The 19536-nt window shown below is 68.7% G+C and carries 16 protein-coding genes; 4 read left to right on the top strand and 12 right to left on the bottom strand.

Features of this window, described 5'->3' with window-relative positions:
• Positions 1-151: 151 nt before the first annotated feature.
• Both ACFWXQ_RS14375 and ACFWXQ_RS14370 read right to left on the bottom strand, forming a co-directional pair.
• Positions 152-2767 (bottom strand): ABC transporter permease/substrate binding protein, encoded by a 2616-nt coding sequence (locus ACFWXQ_RS14375; RefSeq protein ID WP_383951854.1) that lies wholly within the window; start codon positions 2765-2767, stop codon positions 152-154.
• The gene (locus tag ACFWXQ_RS14370; RefSeq protein WP_383951855.1) at positions 2760-3848 is read right to left on the bottom strand and encodes a glycine betaine/L-proline ABC transporter ATP-binding protein; all 1089 of its coding nucleotides are present in this window, start codon (positions 3846-3848) and stop codon (positions 2760-2762) included. The genes ACFWXQ_RS14375 and ACFWXQ_RS14370 overlap by 8 nt, the downstream gene beginning before the upstream one ends.
• Before the next feature lie 268 nt (positions 3849-4116).
• Here ACFWXQ_RS14370 and ACFWXQ_RS14365 point away from each other — a divergent pair, with 268 nt between their 5' ends.
• A complete protein-coding gene (locus ACFWXQ_RS14365) occupies positions 4117-5064 on the top strand; it encodes a 5'-3' exonuclease H3TH domain-containing protein (RefSeq protein ID WP_383951878.1) in 948 nt (315 codons plus the stop codon).
• Positions 5065-5173: 109 nt separating this feature from the next.
• On the top strand, positions 5174-6028 hold the full coding sequence (locus tag ACFWXQ_RS14360; protein WP_383951857.1) for a siderophore-interacting protein: 855 nt from the start codon (positions 5174-5176) through the stop codon (positions 6026-6028).
• Between the two features lie 84 nt (positions 6029-6112).
• On the opposite strand, the gene ACFWXQ_RS14355 is transcribed toward ACFWXQ_RS14360, so the two are convergent.
• The 3 genes from ACFWXQ_RS14355 to ACFWXQ_RS14345 form a co-directional block, all read right to left on the bottom strand.
• On the bottom strand, positions 6113-6892 hold the full coding sequence (locus ACFWXQ_RS14355) for an ABC transporter permease (protein ID WP_383951859.1): 780 nt from the start codon (positions 6890-6892) through the stop codon (positions 6113-6115).
• Entirely contained in the window at positions 6889-7920 is a 1032-nt protein-coding gene (locus ACFWXQ_RS14350) for an ATP-binding cassette domain-containing protein (RefSeq protein ID WP_383951860.1), read from the bottom strand. Before ACFWXQ_RS14350 ends, ACFWXQ_RS14355 begins: the two co-directional genes overlap by 4 nt.
• 179 nt (positions 7921-8099) lie before the next feature.
• On the bottom strand, positions 8100-8750 hold the full coding sequence (locus ACFWXQ_RS14345) for a PadR family transcriptional regulator (protein WP_383951880.1): 651 nt from the start codon (positions 8748-8750) through the stop codon (positions 8100-8102).
• A 265-nt stretch (positions 8751-9015) separates the two neighbouring features.
• Between ACFWXQ_RS14345 and ACFWXQ_RS14340 the strand changes: the two genes are divergently transcribed.
• Entirely contained in the window at positions 9016-10572 is a 1557-nt protein-coding gene (locus tag ACFWXQ_RS14340; RefSeq protein ID WP_383951862.1) for an amino acid permease, read from the top strand.
• Positions 10573-10641: 69 nt separating this feature from the next.
• Here ACFWXQ_RS14340 and ACFWXQ_RS14335 read toward each other — a convergent pair whose 3' ends face one another.
• Positions 10642-11985 (bottom strand): cytochrome P450, encoded by a 1344-nt coding sequence (locus tag ACFWXQ_RS14335; RefSeq protein WP_383951864.1) that lies wholly within the window; start codon positions 11983-11985, stop codon positions 10642-10644.
• A gap of 129 nt (positions 11986-12114) precedes the next feature.
• A complete protein-coding gene (locus tag ACFWXQ_RS14330; RefSeq protein WP_383951866.1) occupies positions 12115-13164 on the bottom strand; it encodes a hypothetical protein in 1050 nt (349 codons plus the stop codon).
• A gap of 498 nt (positions 13165-13662) precedes the next feature.
• On the opposite strand from ACFWXQ_RS14330, the gene ACFWXQ_RS14325 reads away from it, so the two are divergent.
• A complete protein-coding gene (locus tag ACFWXQ_RS14325; protein WP_383951868.1) occupies positions 13663-14607 on the top strand; it encodes an RluA family pseudouridine synthase in 945 nt (314 codons plus the stop codon).
• An 18-nt stretch (positions 14608-14625) separates the two neighbouring features.
• On the opposite strand, the gene ACFWXQ_RS14320 is transcribed toward ACFWXQ_RS14325, so the two are convergent.
• From ACFWXQ_RS14320 to ACFWXQ_RS14300, 5 genes are all read right to left on the bottom strand, one after another.
• Positions 14626-16107 carry a cytochrome P450 gene (locus tag ACFWXQ_RS14320; protein WP_383951870.1) on the bottom strand — a complete coding sequence of 494 codons (1482 nt, stop codon included), beginning with the start codon at positions 16105-16107 and terminating at the stop codon, positions 14626-14628.
• Between the two features lie 145 nt (positions 16108-16252).
• On the bottom strand, positions 16253-16873 hold the full coding sequence (locus ACFWXQ_RS14315; RefSeq protein ID WP_383951872.1) for an ATP/GTP-binding protein: 621 nt from the start codon (positions 16871-16873) through the stop codon (positions 16253-16255).
• Entirely contained in the window at positions 16854-17264 is a 411-nt protein-coding gene (locus ACFWXQ_RS14310; protein ID WP_383951874.1) for a DUF742 domain-containing protein, read from the bottom strand. The genes ACFWXQ_RS14315 and ACFWXQ_RS14310 overlap by 20 nt, the downstream gene beginning before the upstream one ends.
• On the bottom strand, positions 17261-17668 hold the full coding sequence (locus tag ACFWXQ_RS14305) for a roadblock/LC7 domain-containing protein (protein ID WP_383951876.1): 408 nt from the start codon (positions 17666-17668) through the stop codon (positions 17261-17263). The genes ACFWXQ_RS14310 and ACFWXQ_RS14305 overlap by 4 nt, the downstream gene beginning before the upstream one ends.
• Positions 17665-19302, bottom strand: coding sequence for a sensor histidine kinase (locus tag ACFWXQ_RS14300; protein ID WP_384083716.1), 1638 nt, complete (start codon positions 19300-19302; stop codon positions 17665-17667). Before ACFWXQ_RS14300 ends, ACFWXQ_RS14305 begins: the two co-directional genes overlap by 4 nt.
• Between the last annotated feature and the right edge of the window lie 234 nt (positions 19303-19536).

Raw genomic sequence — 19536 nt, 5'->3', positions numbered from 1 at the left:
GCGGCCGACGGGGTGTGCGCGCGGGGCCGAAAGGCCGGTGCGGCCCTTGCCCGGGTCGTATGCACAGGTGACGCCGCGAGGGGTGGGCCTCGCCGAATGGCGCTGCCCACCCCTCGCGGAGGCCCCCACTGGGGACGTGTCTACTGCGGATCTACTGCGGAGTCATCCGTTCCACCATGTCCGGGTGCTCCTTGAGCCACGCGGAGACGGCTTCCTCCTCCTGGCCCTGGCCGCGGTCCTTGATCTCGCTCTCCAGGCTGCCGAGCTCGTCCTCGCTCATCTTGAAGTTCTTGATCCACTTCGTGAGCTGCGGGTACTGCTCGGGGAACTTCTTGCTGGAGATCGTCCGGATCGTGTTGCCCTCACCGAAGGTCTTCTTCGGGTCCGCGAGCTTCGTCAGCTCGTACTCGCTGTAGGCCCAGTGCGGCGACCAGAGTGTGACGGCGACGGGCTCCTTCTTGGCGTACGCGCGCTTCAGCTCGGCCAGCATCGCGGGCGTGGAGCCGTCGACGATCTCGTACTCCTTGTCCAGGCCGTAGCCGGGCAGGACCTTCGTCTTGGCGAGGTTCATCTCGCCGGTGCCCGGTTCGATGCCGATGATCTTCCCCTTGAAGAGATCGCCCTTGCCCTTGAGGTCGGCGAGGGACTTGACGTCCTTCACGTACGAGGGCACCGCGATCTCCAGGGAGGTCGGCTCGTACCAGGTGCCGAGGTCGCGCAGGTTGTCCTTGTGCTTGTCCCAGTAGTTCGCCTGCGCGTACGGCAGCCAGGCGTCGAAGTTGAGGTCGATGTCGCCGGTGGCCAGGCCCGTGTAGACCGGGCCGACGTCCATCTGCTTCAGGTTCAGCTTGTAGCCGCGACGGGCCAGGACGTCCTTCCAGAGGTAGGTGACGGCGACGTCCTCGTCCCAGGGGAACCAGGCGACGTCGACCGTGCGCTTGGCCTCGGCCGGGGTGCCGGAGGAGGACTTCTCGACCGGGGCCAGCTTGTCGACGACACCGGGGTTGCTCTTCAGCCAGGTGCGCACGGCGTCCTGCTGCGCGCCCTTGCCGGCCTTGTTGATCTCCGACTCAAGGCTGGTGAGCTGCTTCTCGGTCATCTTGAAGTTCTTGAGCCACTTCCCGACGACCGGGTTCTCCTTGGTGAACCCCTTGCGGGCGAGCGTGTGCACACCGTCGCCCGAACCCCAGGCACCCTTGGGGTCCTCGAGCTTCTTCAGCTTGTAGTCGCTGTACGCCCAGTGCGGCGACCAGAGCGTGCCGACGAACGGCTCCTTCTTGGCGTACGCGCGCTTCAGCTCGGCCAGCATCGCCGGCGTGGAGCTGTCGACGACCTTGTACTCCTTGTCGAGCCCGTACTCCTTGAGGACCTTGGTCTTGAGCAGACCCATCATTCCGGCGCTCGACTCGATGCCGGTGATCTTGCCGTCGAACTCACCGGCCTTGCCCTTGAGGTCCTCCAGCGACTTGATGTCCGTCATGTAGGCGGGCACGCTCAGCTCCAGCGACGTGGGACCGAACCAGGAGCCCAGGTCTTCGAGCTGCTTGCCGTACTTCTTCCAGTACTGCTCGTGGGTGGTCGGCAGCCAGGAGTCGGTCTCGAAGTCGATGTCGCCCTGGGCGAGCGAGGTGTAGAGCGGGCCGGCGTCGAACTGCTTGGTCTCGACCTCGAAGCCGCGCTGCTCCAGGATCTCCTTCCAGAGGAAGGTGGAGGCGACGCCCTCGTCCCAGGGGATGTAGCCGATGCTGACCTTCTTGCCCTGGCCGACGTTCCCGCCGTCCGATGCGGTCGGCTCGCTGTCGCTGGAGCCGAAGATGCCCATGCCGCCCGCGACGAGCGCGAGCACGACGACGCCGACGACGGCCACGGAGGCTTGGGGGCGGTAGGACCAGATCTTCAGGCCCTGTGCGGCACGCAGCTTGGCCGCGGTGCGGCGGCCGAGCGGCGAGACCTGGGTGCCCAGGGCGCTGGTCATGCGGTCCAGGTAGATGGCGAGGATGACGATGGCTATGCCCGCCTCGGCGCCGAGGCCGACGTTGAGCTGGCCGATCGCCTCGTTCACGTCGCCACCGAGGCCGCCGGTACCGACCATGCCCGCGATGGCGGCCATGGACAGGCCCAGCATGATGACCTGGTTGACACCGGCCATGACGGTGGGCAGCGCCAGCGGCAGCTGGACGCGCAGCAGGATGTTGCCGGGGGTGGTGCCGAACGCGTCGGCGGCCTCGACCAGTTCCTTGTCGACCTGGCGGATGCCCAGTTCCGTCATACGGACGCCGGGTGCCAGGGCGAAGATCAGGGTGGCCACGATGCCCGCGGGCCCGCCGGTGCCGAAGAACAGGATCGCCGGGATGAGGTAGATCATCGCGGGCATCGTCTGCATGAGGTCGAGCACGGGGCGTACAAGGCCGCTGACCCGGTCCGAGCGTGCCGCCCAGATGCCGACGGGCACGGAGATGACGAGCGCGATGATCGTCGCCACGAGGACCAGCGACAGGGTCACCATCGCGTTCTCCCACAGTTCGAGGGAGTCGATGAAGGCGAATCCCACGAAGGCGAGGACACCGGCGGACGTGCCGCGCAGCCAGAACGCGATGACGGCGAAGATGCCCGCGAGGAGAAGGGGTTCGGGCGCCTGGAGGACGTCGTTGATGATGTCGTAGGTGCCCTGGAAGACGGTCTTCAGGAAGTCGAAGAGCCACGACATGTGGTTGAGCAGCCAGTCGACCGTGTCATTGACCCAGTCGCCGAAGGGGATCCTAGGCACCGGCCTTCACCGCCTTGACGGTCTTGTCGCGCGGTGTGTCGCAGGGCACGGGTTCGCTCTGTTCGTCGCCGAGGAAGCCGACGAGCCGCTGCCGGGGCACGACACCGAGCAGCTTGCCCGTCTTGTCGACGACCGCCACGGGGTGCGTCAGCCGCGCGCTGATGGCGCACAGGTCGCCGAACGAGGAGTCGGGCCTGGCGGTCTCGCAGCCGCAGTCGGCCTCGTCACCGCGCAGCTCCGTGTCCATGACGGAGGCCGCGGTGAGGACCCGGGAGCGGTCGACGTCCTTCGTGAAGGAGGCGACGTAGTCGTTCGCGGGGCGGACGAGGATGTCCTCGGCGGTGCCGATCTGGACGATGCTGCCGTCGCGCATGACGGCGATGCGGTCGCCCAGGCGCATGGCCTCGTTGAGGTCGTGGGTGATGAAGACGATGGTCTTCTTGAGCTTCTTCTGGAGCTCGATCAGCTGGTCCTGCATGTCGCGGCGGATCAGCGGGTCGAGCGCGCTGAAGGACTCGTCCATCAGCAGCAGGTCGGCGTCGGTGGCGAGCGCCCGGGCGAGGCCCACGCGCTGCTGCATACCGCCGGACAGCTCGTCGGGCCAGGACGTCTCCCAGCCGGCGAGTCCGGCCAGCACCAGGGCCTTGGTGGCGCGCTCCTCGCGCTCGGCGCGCGGCACGCCCTGGACCTCCAGGCCGTACGCGGCGTTCTCCAGGACGCTGCGGTGTGGGAAGAGCGCGAAGTGCTGGAAGACCATGCTGACCTTCCTGGAGCGGACCTCGCGCATCTCACGGTCGTTGAGCGCGGTCAGGTCCTGCCCGTCGAAGACCACGCGTCCCGCGGTCGGCTCCAGGAGTCCGTTGAGCATGCGCAGCAACGTGGACTTGCCGGAGCCCGACAGGCCCATGACGACGAAGATCTCGCCCGGTTCGACGGTGAACGACGCGTCGATCACCGCGGCCGTGGTGCCGTCCGCGCGCAGTTCCTCACGGTCGGCTCCCCCGCGCAGTCGCTCGACCGCCTCGCCGGGTCGTCTGCCGAACACTTTGTAGAGCTGTTCCGCCTGCAGCCTGGATGACACAAGTACCTCTCGGGTCGAACGAAGACGGCCCGCCTCCCCCGCCGGCGGGCCGTGGAGCGATGCGGGTTCCGCCCGCTCGTCCGGTACGCATATGTCAGATGTGGTTGAAAATGCGACCGGGTTCGCTCCGGCTCGGCGCCTGCCCCCGACCGGATGGCGCAAACGTGACCGTGTCCCAGTTCACAGGGCGTTTACATCCGGACGGTGCGGGCACCCGCTTTCGTCCACTCTCCGCGCCGACCGGTGACTGTCAGTGCCGTACGGCATGATGCGAGGCGTGACGCAGCAGACGCAGCAGCCCCGGCGAACCATGCTCCTCGACACCGCCTCCCTGTACTTCCGGGCCTATTTCGGGGTCCCGGATTCCGTGCGGGCCCCGGACGGCACACCGGTGAACGCCGTGCGGGGCCTGCTCGAGTTCATCGACCGGCTGGTGAAGGACCACCGCCCGGACGACCTGGTCGCCTGCATGGACGCGGACTGGCGGCCCCAGTGGCGGGTCGACCTGATCCCCTCCTACAAGGCGCATCGCGTCGCCCAGGAGACCGAGACCGGCCCGGACGAGGAGGAGGTGCCCGACACGCTCTCGCCCCAGGTGCCGGTCATCGAGGCGGTCCTGGACGCGCTGGGCATCGCGCGCGTGGGCGTCGAGGGGTACGAGGCGGACGACGTGATCGGGACGTTCACCGGCCGCGCCACGGGCCCGGTCGACATCGTCACCGGCGACCGCGACCTGTACCAACTGGTCGACGACAAGCGGGAGGTGCGCGTGCTGTACCCGCTCAAGGGCGTCGGCATGCTCCAGCTCACCGACGAGGCCTGGCTGCGCGAGAAGTACGGCGTCGACGGCGCGGGGTACGCGACTCTGGCACTGCTGCGCGGCGACCCGAGCGACGGTCTGCCGGGGGTGCCCGGCATCGGCGAGAAGACCGCCGCCAAGCTGCTGGCCGAGTTCGGCGACCTGGCCGGGATCATGGCGGCGATCGACGATCCCAGGGCCAAGCTCACACCGTCCCAGCGCAAGCGTCTGGACGAGTCCCGGCCGTACGTCGCCGTGGCGCCCAAGGTCGTCCGGGTGGCCGGAGACGTACCCTTGCCGGACGTGACCACCGCGCTGCCCCACACGCCGCGCGATCCGGCAGCTCTGGAGGAGCTCGCGACACGCTGGGGCCTGGGTGGTTCGCTGGCGCGACTGCTGACGACACTCCGCAGGTGAAGCAGCAATTCGATTCCCACGGAACGGTAATCGGGTTCTCAAGAAGGGGGCGCCAGTGGGCGGTGAGGTGCTAACTTAGGTAAGCCTAAGCGAACTTCGGGAGGCTGTCATGGCAGAGCGTCCGGCACGGAGGGCCCCCAAGCCCCACGCCGCGAGCGTGATCCGCACGGAGCGACTCACGCCGCATATGCAGCGTGTGGTCCTCGGCGGCGACGGCCTCGCCGAATTCACCGCGGGCACGAGCACCGACCACTACGTCAAGCTGCTGTTCGGGGCCGAGGGTGTGACCTATCCGGAACCCTTCGACATGGCCCGGATCCGCGAGGAGTTCCCGCGCGACCAGTGGCCCGTTACGCGTACGTACACGGTGCGCGCCTGGGACCCGGAACTGCGCGAGCTGACCCTCGACTTCGTGATCCACGGCGACGAGGGTCTCGCCGGGCCCTGGGCGACACGTGTCCAGGCCGGCGAGATCGTCCGGTTCCTCGGCCCCGGCGGGGCGTACGCCCCCGACGCCGGGGCGGACTGGCATCTGCTGGCCGGTGACGAGAGCGCGCTGCCCGCGATCGCCGCCTCGCTTGAGGCGATGCCCGACGGTGCGCGGGTGCACGCCTTCGTGGAGGTCTCGGGGCCGGAGGAGGAGCAGAAGATCGACTCCGATGTGGAGGTCGTCTGGCTGCACCGCGGCGACCGGCCGATCGGTGAGGCGCTGGTCGAGGCCGTGCGGGGCCTTTCGTTCCCCGAGGGCCGGGTGCACGCGTTCGTGCACGGTGAGGCCGCGTTCGTGAAGGAGCTTCGGCGGGTGCTGCGGGTCGAGCACGAGGTCGCCCGGGAGGACCTTTCCATTTCCGGGTACTGGCGGCTGGGGCACAACGAGGACGGGTGGCAGGCCGCGAAGCGGGACTGGAACGCTCAGGTTGAGGCGGAGCAGGAGGCTCCGCCGACTGCTCCGCCGGTTGCCTAGGGTTCGTCCTGGGTTCGTTGTCGTCTGCGGGTTCGTTGTGGCTGGTCGCGCAGTTCCCCGCGCCCCTTAAGGGGCGGAGCCCCTCTAGACCGAGCGTTGGTATGACCTGAACGTTTGGATCGAGAGCCAGACCGCTACTACCGCCAGGGCCAGGAGTGCGCCGCCCCTTGTCAGTACGGCGGACCAGTCCGGGTTTTCCGACATCGCTGAACGGCCTGCCACCATCGCCCAGTTGAGTGGGTTGTAGTCGGCGATGTGGCGCATCCAGTCGGGCATCTGGGACGGGGCCATGAAGGCCGAGGAGAGGAAGGTCAGCGGCAGCAGCAGGAAGGTGTTGATGCCGATGATCGACTCCCGCTGGCGCACCAGCATGCCGAGCGCGTTGGAGAACGCGCCGAAGACCGTGCCGAGCAGCGAGGCCGCGACGACCAGCACGAGCAGGCCCGCGGCCCCACCGGGATAGTCCGCGCCGCCGAGCTTGCCGAGCAGGATGATCAGCAGGGACTGCACGGCCGTGGTGAGCGCCTGCTGCACGACGTTGGCGTTCATCAGGGCGCCGCGGCCGACCGGAGTGGTCAGGAACCGGTTGAGCGTGCCGCGCTCGATCTCCTCCAACGTGCCCATGCCGGCCCACATGTTGGAGCTGAGCGCGCTCATCACGACGATGCCCGGTACGAGGTAGTCGAGATAGCTGCTCGTGCCGAAGCCGCCGAGTTCGACGACCTCCTTGAAGAGGTTGCCGAACAGGAACAGCCAGATCGCGGGCTGGATCAGCATCATCACGACGTACGCGGGCTGGCGCAGTACCGCTGTCAGTTGACGCTGCGTCATGTACCAGGTCTGGGTGAGGGTGTTGGTGCTCATCGGGTGCCTCCCGTGAGGGCGAGGGGGTCGGCGCCCTCGGCCGTGACCGCCGCCGCGGCCTCGGCCTCGGAGTAACGGCGGCCCGCGTAGCGCAGATAGACGTCGTCGAGCGAGGGGCGGGCGACGGTGGCGGCGCTGACGGCGACCCCGGCGCGTTCCAGGGCGGCGAGCAGGGCGGGCACGGCCGCGGCCCCGTCCTCGGCGCGGACGCTGATGCGGCGGCCGTCGAGGAGTGCCTCGTACACGCCGGGCAGGGCGGTGAGGGCGCCCGTCAGGAGCGTACGGCCGGCCTCGCCGACCGGGTGGCGCAGTTCCACATGGACGGCGTCGCCGCGGAGTTCGCCCTTGAGGGCGTCCGGAGTGCCCTCGACGACGACACGGCCGCGGTCGACGATGGCGATGTGCCCGGCGAGGCGGTCGGCCTCTTCGAGGTAGTGCGTGGTGAGCAGGATGGTCAGGCCCTCGTCGCCGGCCAGACGGGCGATCTCGTCCCACATCGCGGTGCGCGCCTCGGGGTCGAGGCCGGTCGTCGGCTCGTCGAGGAAGAGGACCTCGGGCCGGTGGACGAGGCCGAGGGCGACGTCGAGGCGGCGCTGCATGCCTCCGGAGTAGCCCTTGACCTGGCGGCCGGCCGCGTCCGTGAGATGGAAGCGGGCCAGCAGCTCGTCCACCCGGTTGCGGAGGTCCGTGCCCTTCAATCCGTAGAGCCTGCCCTGGAGTTGGAGGTTCTCACGGCCCGTGGCCACCGGGTCGGCGCCGGACTTCTGGGCGACCACGCCGATCGCGCGGCGCACCCGGTCCGGGTGGCGCAGGACGTCGTGGCCCGCGACCGTTGCGGTGCCCGAGTCGGGGCGGGCGAGGGTGGTGAGGATCTTGACGGTGGTGGACTTGCCGGCGCCGTTCGGGCCGAGGAGTCCGAAGACGGTTCCTGCCTCGACGGTGAGGTCCATGCCGCTGAGGGCGGTGACCTCGCCGGGATAGGTCTTGATCAGCTGACGCGCCTGCACTGCGGGCGCACGGGTGCTCATGACGGCTGCTCTCCTGGGTGAGCGGATGACGGCCGATCCGGGTGAAGAGCGCCGGGCTATCCTGGGTGTGCCGCACCTCGATCGCCTGGCCTGCCTCACCGCGGAGTCGGCTCGGGGTTCGAGACCCTGGCGGAGCTGCTCCAACAGCTCTGCCGGGGTCTGTTCTGCTTGCTGCTGCTTCACTCCTCGTCGAAGCGCCGGGCCTCCAACTCCTCGAACTCTGGGGGCACTTCCCCTGTCTCGTGGAAGCTCCGCCACTCCTTGACCCCGTCGAGCGCGCCGGACCGGAGCTCCCGCAGAAATCCGCGGACCCACTCGGCCTGCGCCTCGACCATGTGCAGTTGGTACTCGCTCTCGACGAGGAAGATCCGCGGCAGCGTCTCGTACAGCTTCGTCAGGCCGCCGCGGGCGCTGGCCGCCTGCACGTCCAGCACCTTGAGCCGCTCGGTCAGCAGACGCGCCACCTCGTCGGGGTGGATCACCGCCATCAGCGAGAGGGCGGCCTCGAAGATCGGGAACTCCCTGGCCGGGACGGAGAGCAGGTCCGACAGCCACTCCGTCGCCTCCTCACGCCCGGCGTCCGTGATGCCGTAGAGCGTGCGCTCGGGGCGGTTGCCCTGCCGCTGCACCTCGGCGACCTCGACGAATCCGTACTTCTCCAGGTTCTGCACGACCGTGTAGAGCGAGCCGTAGTTGATCTTCAGGCTCGCGTCCTTGCCGCGGCTGCGCAGGGTCTGGGCGATCTCGTACGGATGCATCGGCCGCTCGGTGAGCAGCACCATGACGGCCAGCGCCAGCGGGTTGCCGAGCTTGCGGCGCTTGATCGCCACCGGGATCACCACTCATATCCTCGTACACGAATATCCGTGGCCGAACATATCGCGTCTCGACGGCGAGGGTCAATACACACGATGTATCGCGATTCAGGTTCGGACGCAAGGGCGTGAGGACTTAGGCCCGGCCTCGACATGGCCGCGTCATGCGGGCGAAACAGGCTCTCCCTAATTTCTGTCACCCGACAGGAATTCCGCCGCGGAGTTCCCCAAGTCGCCGCCAGGATCCCGCTCCCCTGCGCCGAAGGCAGGTGCCGCCGCCGTGACCACCACCGCCCCCTCCGACGTACGCCCCGATCCGCCGGAGTCGTCCGGCGACCGCTCCCTCGCCGAGTTCGGCTACCGCCAGGAGCTGCATCGCAGCCTGGGCAGGTACGCCTCGTTCGCCGCCGGATTCTCCTTCATCTCGGTCCTGACGACCGTCTTCCAGTTCTTCGCCTTCGGGTACGCGTTCGGCGGTCCCGTCTTCTTCTGGGCCTGGCCGGCCGTGCTGACCGGCCAGTTGCTGGTCGCCGCGTGCTTCGCCGAGCTGGCCGCGCGCTATCCGATCTCCGGCGCCATCTACCAGTGGTCGTCCCGGCTCTCCAGCCTCACCTTCGGCTGGTTCGCCGGCTGGATCATGGTGATCGGACAGATCGTGGTGGTCGCGGCCGCGGCGCTCGCGCTGCAGGTGGTCATGCCCGCGATCTGGTCCGGCTTCCAGCTGATCGGCGACGACCCGGCGCCCACGTCGGCGAGCGGCGCGGCCAACGCGGCGGTCCTGGGCGTGCTCCTGCTGGTCCTGACGACCTTCGTGAACGTCGTCGACAACCGTGTGATGTCCCTGATCAACCGCATCGGGGTGACCGCCGAGATCATCGGCGCCGCCCTGATCATCGTGCTCCTGTTCACCCACTCCGAGCGCACTCCGGGCATCACCTTCCACACCGGCACGGCCGCCGAGTCGGGCCTGGTCGGGGCGCTGCTCGTGGGGTCGTTCACAGCGGCGTACGTGATGATCGGCTTCGACAGCGCGGGCGAGATGAGCGAGGAGACGCACCATCCCCGGCGCACCGCGCCCCGCACGATCCTCACCGCGCTCGGTGCCGCGGGCCTGCTCGGCGGCCTGATCATCCTCGGCGGTCTGCTCGCCGCACCCAGCCTCACCGACGGCCGGCTCGGCATCGAGGGCCTGAGTTACGTCCTCACCAGCAGCCTGGGCGACGGCGTGGGCCGGGCCCTGCTCGTGGACGTGGTCGTCGCCATCGCCGTCGCGACCCTCGCGATCCAGACGTCGGCCTGCCGAATGCTGTTCTCCATGGCCCGCGACGGCCAGATGCCCTTCTCCGGGCGCCTCGCGAAGGTCAACCCGCGCACCGGTATGCCGAGCGCCCCCGCCCTGGTCGTCGGTGTCCTCGCCGCGGCCGTGCTGCTCCTCAACTTCGCCTCACCGGAGGCCTTCCTGGCCATCGGCACCACCTGCATCGTGATGCTGTACCTCGCGTACGCGATGGTCACCGGCCCCCTGCTGTGGCGGCGCCTGCGCGGCGACTTCACGGTCGAGGGCACCGACGAGACGGGCCGCCCGCTCTTCTCCCTCGGCCGCTGGGGCGTCCCCGTAAACGCGCTGGCCCTCCTCTACGGCCTGTTCATGACGGTCAACCTGGCCTGGCCGCGGGCGGACGTGTACGACCCGGCGGGCGGGCACTGGTACTTCCAGTGGTTCACGGTGCTGTTCTTGCTGGTCACAGTGGGACTGGGAGGCCTGTACCGGTGGCTGCGGGCACATCGGACTCAGACCGCGGAGGAGGGGACACCGCCGGCAGTGCCCGCGGAGTGAGGACTCCGGCCGAGCCCGCTTCTCCAGGCCGTCGATCAGGCCAACCTGACAGAGGCCGGTAATCCGCCGTCAGTCGGGCACTGTCTGCAGGCACTCCGCCCGGACCCGGACCCCGTGAGGCGTCAGGGTCATACGCGGTTCGATGTGCGGCGGCTGATCGTCGACACTCGAGAGGCGCCACTGGGCCACGATCGTGGACAGGGCGAGCGTCGCCAAGGTCATCGCGTAGTTGTCACCGATGCACTTGCGCGCGCCCCCGCCGAACGGAATGAAGGCGCCGCGCACGTGTTGCTGCTCCGGAAGCCACCGGTCGGGATCGAAATCGCCGGGCCGCGGATTGAATCGTGCATCGTGGTGGATGAGATACGGGCTGTAGATGAGGGTGGTTTCGGCGGGGATCAGGGCGTCCGCCAGCCGGGTTTCGGTGGCGGTCGTCCGAGTCAGGATCCACCCGGGTGGGTAGAGGCGCAGCGTCTCCGTGATGACCCGGCGGGCCAGGTCGAGCTGGGGAAGGTCGTCCCAAGTGGCGGTTCGGGTGCCGAGAACCTTGGCTGTCTCGGTGCGCAACCGCTCCTGGACATCGGGGTATTGGCACAGAAGATGCACCGCCCAGGTGAGAGCCACCGCGGTGGATTCGATGCCGGCGACGAGCAGGGTCATGATCTGGGCGTGGATCTCGGCGTCGCCGAGCCCGTTTCCCGCGTCGTCCTGCGTCTTGAGGAGCATCGACAGCACATCGCCGTGGGTCTTGTCGTCCTGCCGGTACGAGCTGATGGTTTTGCTGACCGCGGCCCATGCCCGGTTGCGAGCCCGCTCGTAGCGCACGTTCGAGGGGAGCGGCAGACGGTTCAGCGCGGGCGGGAAGACGGCCTGCTGGTAGATACCTCGGAAGATACCCGGCAGACATTCCTTGACGGTGTCTATGGCGGGTGCCGCGGATTCAGCCGTGAACAGTGTCCGGGCAATGGTGTCACTCGCGAACGTGTACATCTGCTCGGCCACATCGACCGGCTGACCGTCGCTCCAGTCGACGGCCAGCGTGTCGATCTGCTCGGTCATGATGGCGGCGTACTCGCGCAGGCAAGCGCGAGAAAAAGCCGGTTGCAAGGTGCGTCGCTGCCGCCGATGGGCGCTGTGGGGGCACGCGGCAAGGCCGTCCCCGAGCGCGTTCCCTATCCGCTCGATGATGGGTCCGCCCTTGTCGTACGTGCGGTCGTGCAGGAGAACTTCCTGGACGAGCTCGGGTCGGCAGACCACGACGGCCGTTTGCGGACCTAACCGTATCTGTACCAGGTCACCATGGGCGGGAAGGGTTTTGAGGAAACGCAGCGGGTCGCGGATCAGGGGAAACAGATGCCCGACGACCGGCAGTGCCCCCGGAGCCCGTGTGATTCCTGCAAGGTCCGTTGCCATGGCGTGTAGGCCCTTCTTGTCGATCCAGGATGTTGGCGAGCCAGTGCCCCGAGCCGCTCTTGGTCGCGTCGACGGGGCGGGAGCATCGTGCGGGCCGGCACTGAGAAAGCCGGGCGCATTCCTTGCTGATCACCCGTAACTGTGCCGGTACGCAAGATCCTGGCTCGGGAGCATCGCCTCCAGGTGAGCGTGCTGCTGATCCGACTCGTCCGAGGCGGTGGGGATCGCATAGCGGGTGGTGTTCCCGTACCAGTGCAGGCATCCATTCGTCCACTGGCGCATTCCCGCTGTGACCTTCAGGATCTCGTCACGGGTGGCGGGCGGCACACCACGGCTCTTCAGGAAGGGCCGGAGCCGCTCTTCGGCGGCCAGGAAGTCGGCAATTCGCCCCTGAACCTTGGCGACGGCCAGGCGGATGGCTTCCTGCAGCGAGATTCCGCTGGAGTGCCGCATGACGATGACAACGTTGTGGAAGTCTCCACGCATGTCGTCCAGCCGAACCGAATGCAGGTCGTTCTGCCAGGCGACCACATCGCTCGCGGCTTCGACGATCTCCCTGAACAGGCCTGACTCATAGACGCTTTCAGGCACCTCCGTGCCCTGGCTGAGTTCGACGAGATCGAAGCCGAACTCCATTCCTACCGAAAGTCGCCTGGTGTGGGTGAAACTCTCAATCCCGGGGGGAGTGCCGCGGAACCGGTTCATGGATTCTTCGGTGAATCCCTGGAAGAATAAATCCAGGTGCCGGTTCAGTCGTCCGCGAAGCGCCGGTGAGAGCCTTTCGCCGGTGCGTATGGACAGATCCGTGAGCGCCTCGGTGAAAGGAGTCTGCTCCCGTGCGGGGGCAGGGTCTTTCCCCGTATTGATGATGCCCATCAGGCGCCGGTGCACCGGAGCCCAGGCTCCGGGATCGTCGTAGACCTTCAGCGTGTGCAGGTCGTCCAGGATGAAGGTGACGAAAAGCCATTCCGCGCAGAGGCAGAGATCCTCGAACGATGCTTCTGGATAGGTCCAGGCAACAAATTTCCCGTAGCCGGCTTCCAGTCGTTTCCGGCCGGCCCGTGTCTCTGCCAGTCCTAGGCTTTCTCCGAGTGAGCGGACATATTCCTCGATGCGCTGGGCGTATGGGCTTTCGGCCGGGGGGGTGGGCTCCGCGTACGTCGGGATCATGGCGAGCATTGAGTCCTCCATGTCTGTGGCGCCGGAGTTCGCCAAGGCGGGTGAGGCCTCGGCAGGCTGCCCGCTCGCGCAGCGAGAAGCCGTGGAGTCGGTGGCCGATCGGTGCTTCACGAGGTCCTGGGAGGACATCTCCGTCTGCGCTGTTGGCGTGCCCACTCACGGGCGTGCTCCAAGAGGGCCGAGGCAGTGGCGGCCGCGGCGGGAGGGGCCAGGACGGGTGGCGGCACGGGCTCCCCTTCCACGATGGCGCGAGCAGGACGTGCCGCCTTCGGCGGTACAGCATCTATCACATCGCAGTTACGTCCAGACCGGAAGTGGCCGTCTTTGATCCAGACGTGAACATGTTGCACTCACATCTGGACGGTCGCCCGATCAGGACGTGCACGCCCCCTGCTGTTGACTCCGACGGTCAGAGCGCCGCTCGGGACGTCGGCGGAGGGCGGGAGCGGGGACCGGCTCGGCCCCCGCTGTCGGCGCCCCCTCGTACGCTTGATCGTGATGAGACGCAGAAGCCCGATCCCTCCCTCTCCCCTGCCGCAGCGTGGCGGGGTCGATCCCGTGCGGGTGAAGCTGCCGCCGGGGACGGCATGGGCGACCGTGCGCGATCATCTGGTGGAGCGGCTCGCGGCCGGGGCGGGGGTGATCGACGGAATGCTGGACGCGGGGCTGATCGTGGACGCTTCCGGGCGTGCCGTACCGCGTGACATGGCGTACGTGCCGGGCATGTTCGTGTGGTTCCACCGGGAGCTGCCGTACGAGGTGCCGGTGCCGTTCGCGCTGGACGTCGTGTACCGCGACGAGCACGTGGTCGTCGCCGACAAGCCGCATTTCCTGGCCACGACACCACGCGGCAGTCATGTGTCGGAGACCGCGCTCGCCCGGCTGCGCCGGGAGCTGGACCTGCCCACGCTGGGCGCCGCCCACCGCCTGGACCGGCTCACCGCCGGGCTGGTGCTGTTCACCGTGCGCCCCGCGGAGCGCGGCGCCTACCAGTCGCTGTTCCGCGACCGGCTCGTATCCAAGGAGTACGAGGCCCTCGCCCCGTACGATCCGGCGCTCGCTCTGCCGCGCACCGTGCGCAGCCGGATCGTGAAGGAGCGCGGGGTCATGGCGGCGCGCGAGGTCGAGGGCGAGCCCAATGCCGTCAGCGACGTGGAGTTGCTGGAACGGCGGGACGACGGGCCGGCTCGGTATCGGCTGAGGCCCCGCACCGGGCAGACGCACCAACTCCGGGTGCACATGAGCGCTTTGGGGGTGCCGATCCTCGGCGATCCCCTCTATCCCGTGGTGACCGCCCCCGTGGCGGACGGTGACTTCCGGCGTCCGCTCCAACTGCTGGCGCGGGTACTGGAGTTCACCGATCCGCTCACGGGGTGCGAGCACCGGTTCGTCAGCCCGCGCGTGCTGCGGGCCTGGTCGTCGTACGAGGAGTGGGCCGGGTAGCCCCGTTGCCCGGTCGGCTCACATGCCGCGCCACCAGCGCTGGAGGCGCCGGAACACGCCCGGCCGGGGGGCCGGTTCGGACGTCGGCGCCGGCGTCGGCGTCGGGGCAGTGGCCGGAGCTGCGGGCTCCGGAGCCGCCGTCTGCGGCTGTGGCTTGCTGACCTGCCAGTCGCTGGGATTCTGAGCCGGCACGGCGTACGCGGGCCGCGCCATGACGTCCTGCTGGGGCTTGGGCGCGAACTTCACCGGCAGGTCCACCAGGTGCCGGTTCGAGATGGACGCCCGCCAGCGCAGCTCGTGCTCCTCGCAGTCGAGCTGGACGTCCGGAAGGCGGGTCAGCAGCGCGTCGACGCCGACGTCGGCGATGGCCCGGCCGATGTCCTGGCCCGGGCACTCGTGGGGACCGCCGCTGAAGGCGAGGTGGGAGCGGTTGCCCTGCATGTTGGCCTTGAGGTCGGGACGGACGCGCGGGTCGACGTTGCCCGGCTCCATACCGAGGATGAGGCCGTCGCCCTTGCGGATGCGCCGGCCGCCCAGCTCGGTCTCCTGCTTGGCGACGTAGGGGAGGATGGTGCTGAACGGCGGCTCGTCCCACAGGGACTGCTCGACCGCCTGGGGCACCGTCATCTGGCCGCCGTTGAGCTGGGCGCGGAACCCCGGGTCGGTGAGCACGACCCGCAGTACGTTGGCGAGGAGGTTGGCGGTCGCCTCGTACGCGACGATCAGGACGACGCGCAGGTGCTGGCCGACCTCCTCGTCGTTGAGCCCCGCCGGGTCGTTGATCAGCCGGCTCGTGAAGTCGCCCCTGGGTTCGGCCCGGCGGCGGACGGTGAGCCGCATCAGTACTTCCATGATGTACGCGTTGCTGGCGATGGCGGTGTCGGTGCCCTTGAGCATGTCGCGAGCGGCGTGCACGATCCGGTCGCTGTACTCGTCGGGCATGCCGAAGATCTCGCACATCACCGCCATCGGCAGGTGCTCGGCGAACTGGGCGACCAGGTCGGCCCTGCCCTCCTCGCAGAACTGGTTGACGAGGTGCTGGGTCGCGCGGTTGATGTGACGGCGGATGCCCCGGTGGTCGATCGTCGACATGGCGCTGGTGACCGCCCCGCGCAGCCGCAGGTGCTCGTCGCCCTCGGCGTGGCAGCAGATGGGCTGCCAGGCAATGATCGGCATGAGCGGGTGGTCCGGCTTGACCGTGCCGTCCTGCAGGGCGGTCCACAGCCGGGTGTCACGGCTGTACTGCGAGGGGGTGCGCACCATGTGCATGTTCTCGCCGTGGCCGAGCACCACCCAGATCGGCACGTCCTCGTGGAGCAGCGCGGGGGCCACCGCGCCGTGTTCGGCGCGGAGTTTCTCGTACACGGCTCCCAGGTCCTCCGCCTCGGGGCCGTACAGCCGGCGCAGGCCGCCGGGGCCCTTGCCGTGGGCGGGGCAGCCGGGCGGCGGACCGAGCGAGGGGTCGTCCGTACCGGTCAGGGAGTGGGATTCAGGCGTCACGATGATCGCTCCGAGCTGAAGTGGATCCGGTGTCTGGGGAGTTGGTGAAAACCGGGAGGGGACTGACGTGCGGGACGACACGGCTCCCGGCCCTGGGGACTCGTACGGCGTGCGGTTCAGGGGACTCGCGGAACTGGTACCGGCCTCATGCCGACGCGCCCGTCATCGTCAGGGAGTGCAGGAAGCGCATGAGGGTCATCAGGACGTCCCGGCTGGAGGCCCGGCGTCGCACGTCGCAGCGGATGATCGGGATCTCCTCGGCCAGGTCGAGCGCCTGGCGCAGTTCCTCGACGGCGTACCGGGGTGCGTCCGGGAAGTCGTTGACCGCGACGACGAAGGGCACGCCGCGCTCCTCCAGGCGTCCCATGACGTCGAAGCTGACCTCCAGCCGGCGGGTGTCGATCAGGACGACCGCGCCGAGGGCGCCCTCGAACAGCCCGTTCCACAGGAACCAGAAGCGCTCCTGGCCGGGGGTGCCGAACAGATAGAGCACCAGCTCGTCCGTGACGCTGATGCGGCCGAAGTCCATGGCCACGGTGGTGGCCGTCTTGGACTTGGAGCCGAAGTTGTCGTCGACTCCGATGCCGGCCTGCGTCATGGTCTCCTCGGTCGTCAGCGGCTTGATCTCGCTGACGGAGCCCACCATGGTCGTCTTGCCGACCCCGAAACCGCCCACGATCACGATCTTCACGGCGGCCTGCGCGGTGCCCGGAAGGTGGTCCTCGGTCCGTGGACCCGTGATGGTGTCAGAGTTTTTGAAGTCCATGCATCACCGCTTCGAGGAGGGAACGGTCGGCCCGCGCCTGCCTGACGACCGGTGCGCGGGCCTGTACGAGTTCGGCCGTCAGCAGCTCGGTGAGCAGGACGGTCACCACGCTGATCGGCAGGTTGAGATAGGCCGAGATCTCGGCCACCGAGAGGGGGGCCTGGCAGATCCGGAGCAGCGCCGACTGCTCCGGAGCGGCGGAGTGCGGCGGATCGGCGCGCGCCACGATTAACGTGACGAGGTCGATGGGGGCCCGCTCGCAGTCCTCGCCGGTGAGGATGTAGAGCCGCTCGGGCGGGCGGTCCCCCGCACCCTCCTGGGACCCTTCCACCACCGGCGGGGGAGGCGGCTGCTGCTTGGGTTTGCGCCGTCGGCGTTGCGGAGGCGTCATACGGTCTGCCCGTTCCGCCGCGGCGGACTGGTGAGGTGGGAGCCGATCCGGTCGACGAGGTCGCGCATGCGGTTGCTCATCAGCCCGGGCTCCGCGCTCTCGTTGGCGAGCACCGCGAGATAGGCGTTGGACCCCGCGGCCATCAGGTAGAAGTAGCCGCCGTTGATCTCGATGATGACCATCCGCATCTGGCCGTCGCTCTGCGGGATCTCGCCGGCCACGGCCCCGGCCAGGCTCTGCAGTCCCGCGCAGGCCGCGGCGACCCGGTCGGCGGTGTCCGGATCGCCGCCGAAGCGGGCGATCCGCAGGCCGTCGGCGGAGAGCACGACGATCTGCTGGATGCCGGGTACGCCATCGGCCAGATCCTTGAGCATCCAGTCGAAGTTGGCTCGCTGCTGGATCACTTGAGATCTCCCTCGTCGTCGGCGTCGGTGCGGGCCGGCTCGTTGTTCACGGTGGAGGCGGTGGACGCCGTCGGGTCGTTCGGGTTCCGGGTGAAGGCGTTCGGGTCCGGGTCACGCTTGAGGCCGGCCATGAACGCCTCGACCCACATGCCGGGCGGGGGCAGCTTCTTCGCCGGTTCGGGCTCGGGCTGCCACACGGGCGCGGCGGCCATGGCGGCCTCGGCGGCGGCCTCCGCGGCCGCGGCCTCGGCCATGCGCTGGCTGAGCGGGGTCTTCACCCGGCTGCGGCGCTGCGGCAGACCGTTGGGCGTCCACTCGGTGACGACGGGGACGTCGTCCTCCATGCCCGGGTCCATTTCCTCCGCGGAACTCGGGACCCGCGGTCCGGTGGTCGGGCGACGCCGTTTGGGCTTGCGGTTGGGGCCCTCGACACCATTGGTGTCCATGGTGGGTACGGCGGCTGCGCCGATGCCGTGGGCGAGCCCGGGAGCGGGCTCGATGCTGAGCATGTCGCGCGGTACGACGACCACGGCGCGGACCCCGCCGTACGCGGACTGCCTGAGCGCGATGTGCATCTTGTACATCGTCGACAGACGGCCGACGACGGCGAGGCCCAGACGCGGACTGTCGCCGAGCTCCTGCAGGTCGACGCTTGCCTGGGCCTTGGCGAGCATGTCCTCGACCTTGGCGCGGGACTCCTCGCTGAGGCTGACGCCGCCGTCCTCGATCTCGATGGCGATGCCGGTCTGCACCTCGACGGCGGTGACGTGCACCTTGGTGTGCGGCGGCGAGTAGCGCGTCGCGTTGTCGAGGAGTTCGGCGCAGGCGTGGATGACCGGTTCGACGGAGACGCCGTTGACGTTGGCCTTGGCGATCGAGTGCAGCTCGATGCGCCGGTAGTCCAGGATGCGGGACATCGCGCCGCGCAGCACGCTGTACAACGGCACGGGCTTGGGCCACACACGTCCGGGGCGGCTGCCGCCGAGGACGGCGATGGAGTCGGCGAGGCGGCCGATCAGCGCGGTGCCGTGGTCGATGCGCAGGAGGTCGTCGAAGACCTCGGGGTTGCGCCCGTGGTCCTCCTCCATCTCCCGGAGTTCCTTGTTCTGCTGGTGGACGATCGCCTGGACACGCCGGGCGATGTTGACGAAGGACCGCTGCGAGGAGTCGCGCAGCGCTTCCTCACCGTCGACGATGTCGAGCATCATGCGCACCAAGTCGATCTGAGACTTGGGAAGTTCGGCCCACACGGCGTCGCCCTCGACATGATGACGAATCACCTCGTCGGGGGATTCTCCGCTGCGCAGGCGTTCCAGCGCGGCGGGCAGGAGCTGCGTGCCGAGCCGGGTGAACTCCTGGTCGTGGGCAGCGATCCGCTGCTCCAGGCAGGCGGTTCTCCGAGCATGCTCGACACCCAGGTCACGGACCATACGGCCGCGGCGCACCGCGACGGCCGCGACCGCGATCACCAGGAGTGTCGCGGCGGCTCCGCACAAGCCGACGGCGATCCGGGCCGACCCCGTCACCAGGGCGACACCGGTCCCGGTCACCGCGGCCATCAGTATCGCCGGCAGCAGGAGTACGCGCGCGTAGGGAAGTTCACGGCCACCGGGAGGCGATTGAACACTCACCATGTATGCCCTCTGAGACGAATCGGCTGAAGGTCGGGGAACGTGCTGGGGGTTTGTCTGCCAATCAAACTGGATCTTCGGTATCTTTTGGAACAAGCGCACGAATACACCCCAACTCGGTGCGCTGCGGGCGAGCTTAGTCCGACCGGATCATCGCCGTGTCATATTCAGCAACCACCTGAAATCACCCTCGCGACAGGAGTACGCTCTGCCCCATTTACACGCAGCGCTGCCATT

Source organism: Streptomyces sp. NPDC058697 (genome assembly GCF_042715345.1).
In the GTDB taxonomy this organism is placed as follows: Bacteria; Actinomycetota; Actinomycetes; order Streptomycetales; family Streptomycetaceae; genus Streptomyces; species Streptomyces liliifuscus.
Note: the sequence above shows the minus strand (reverse complement) of the source record. Positions and strands in the feature narration are given on the sequence as shown.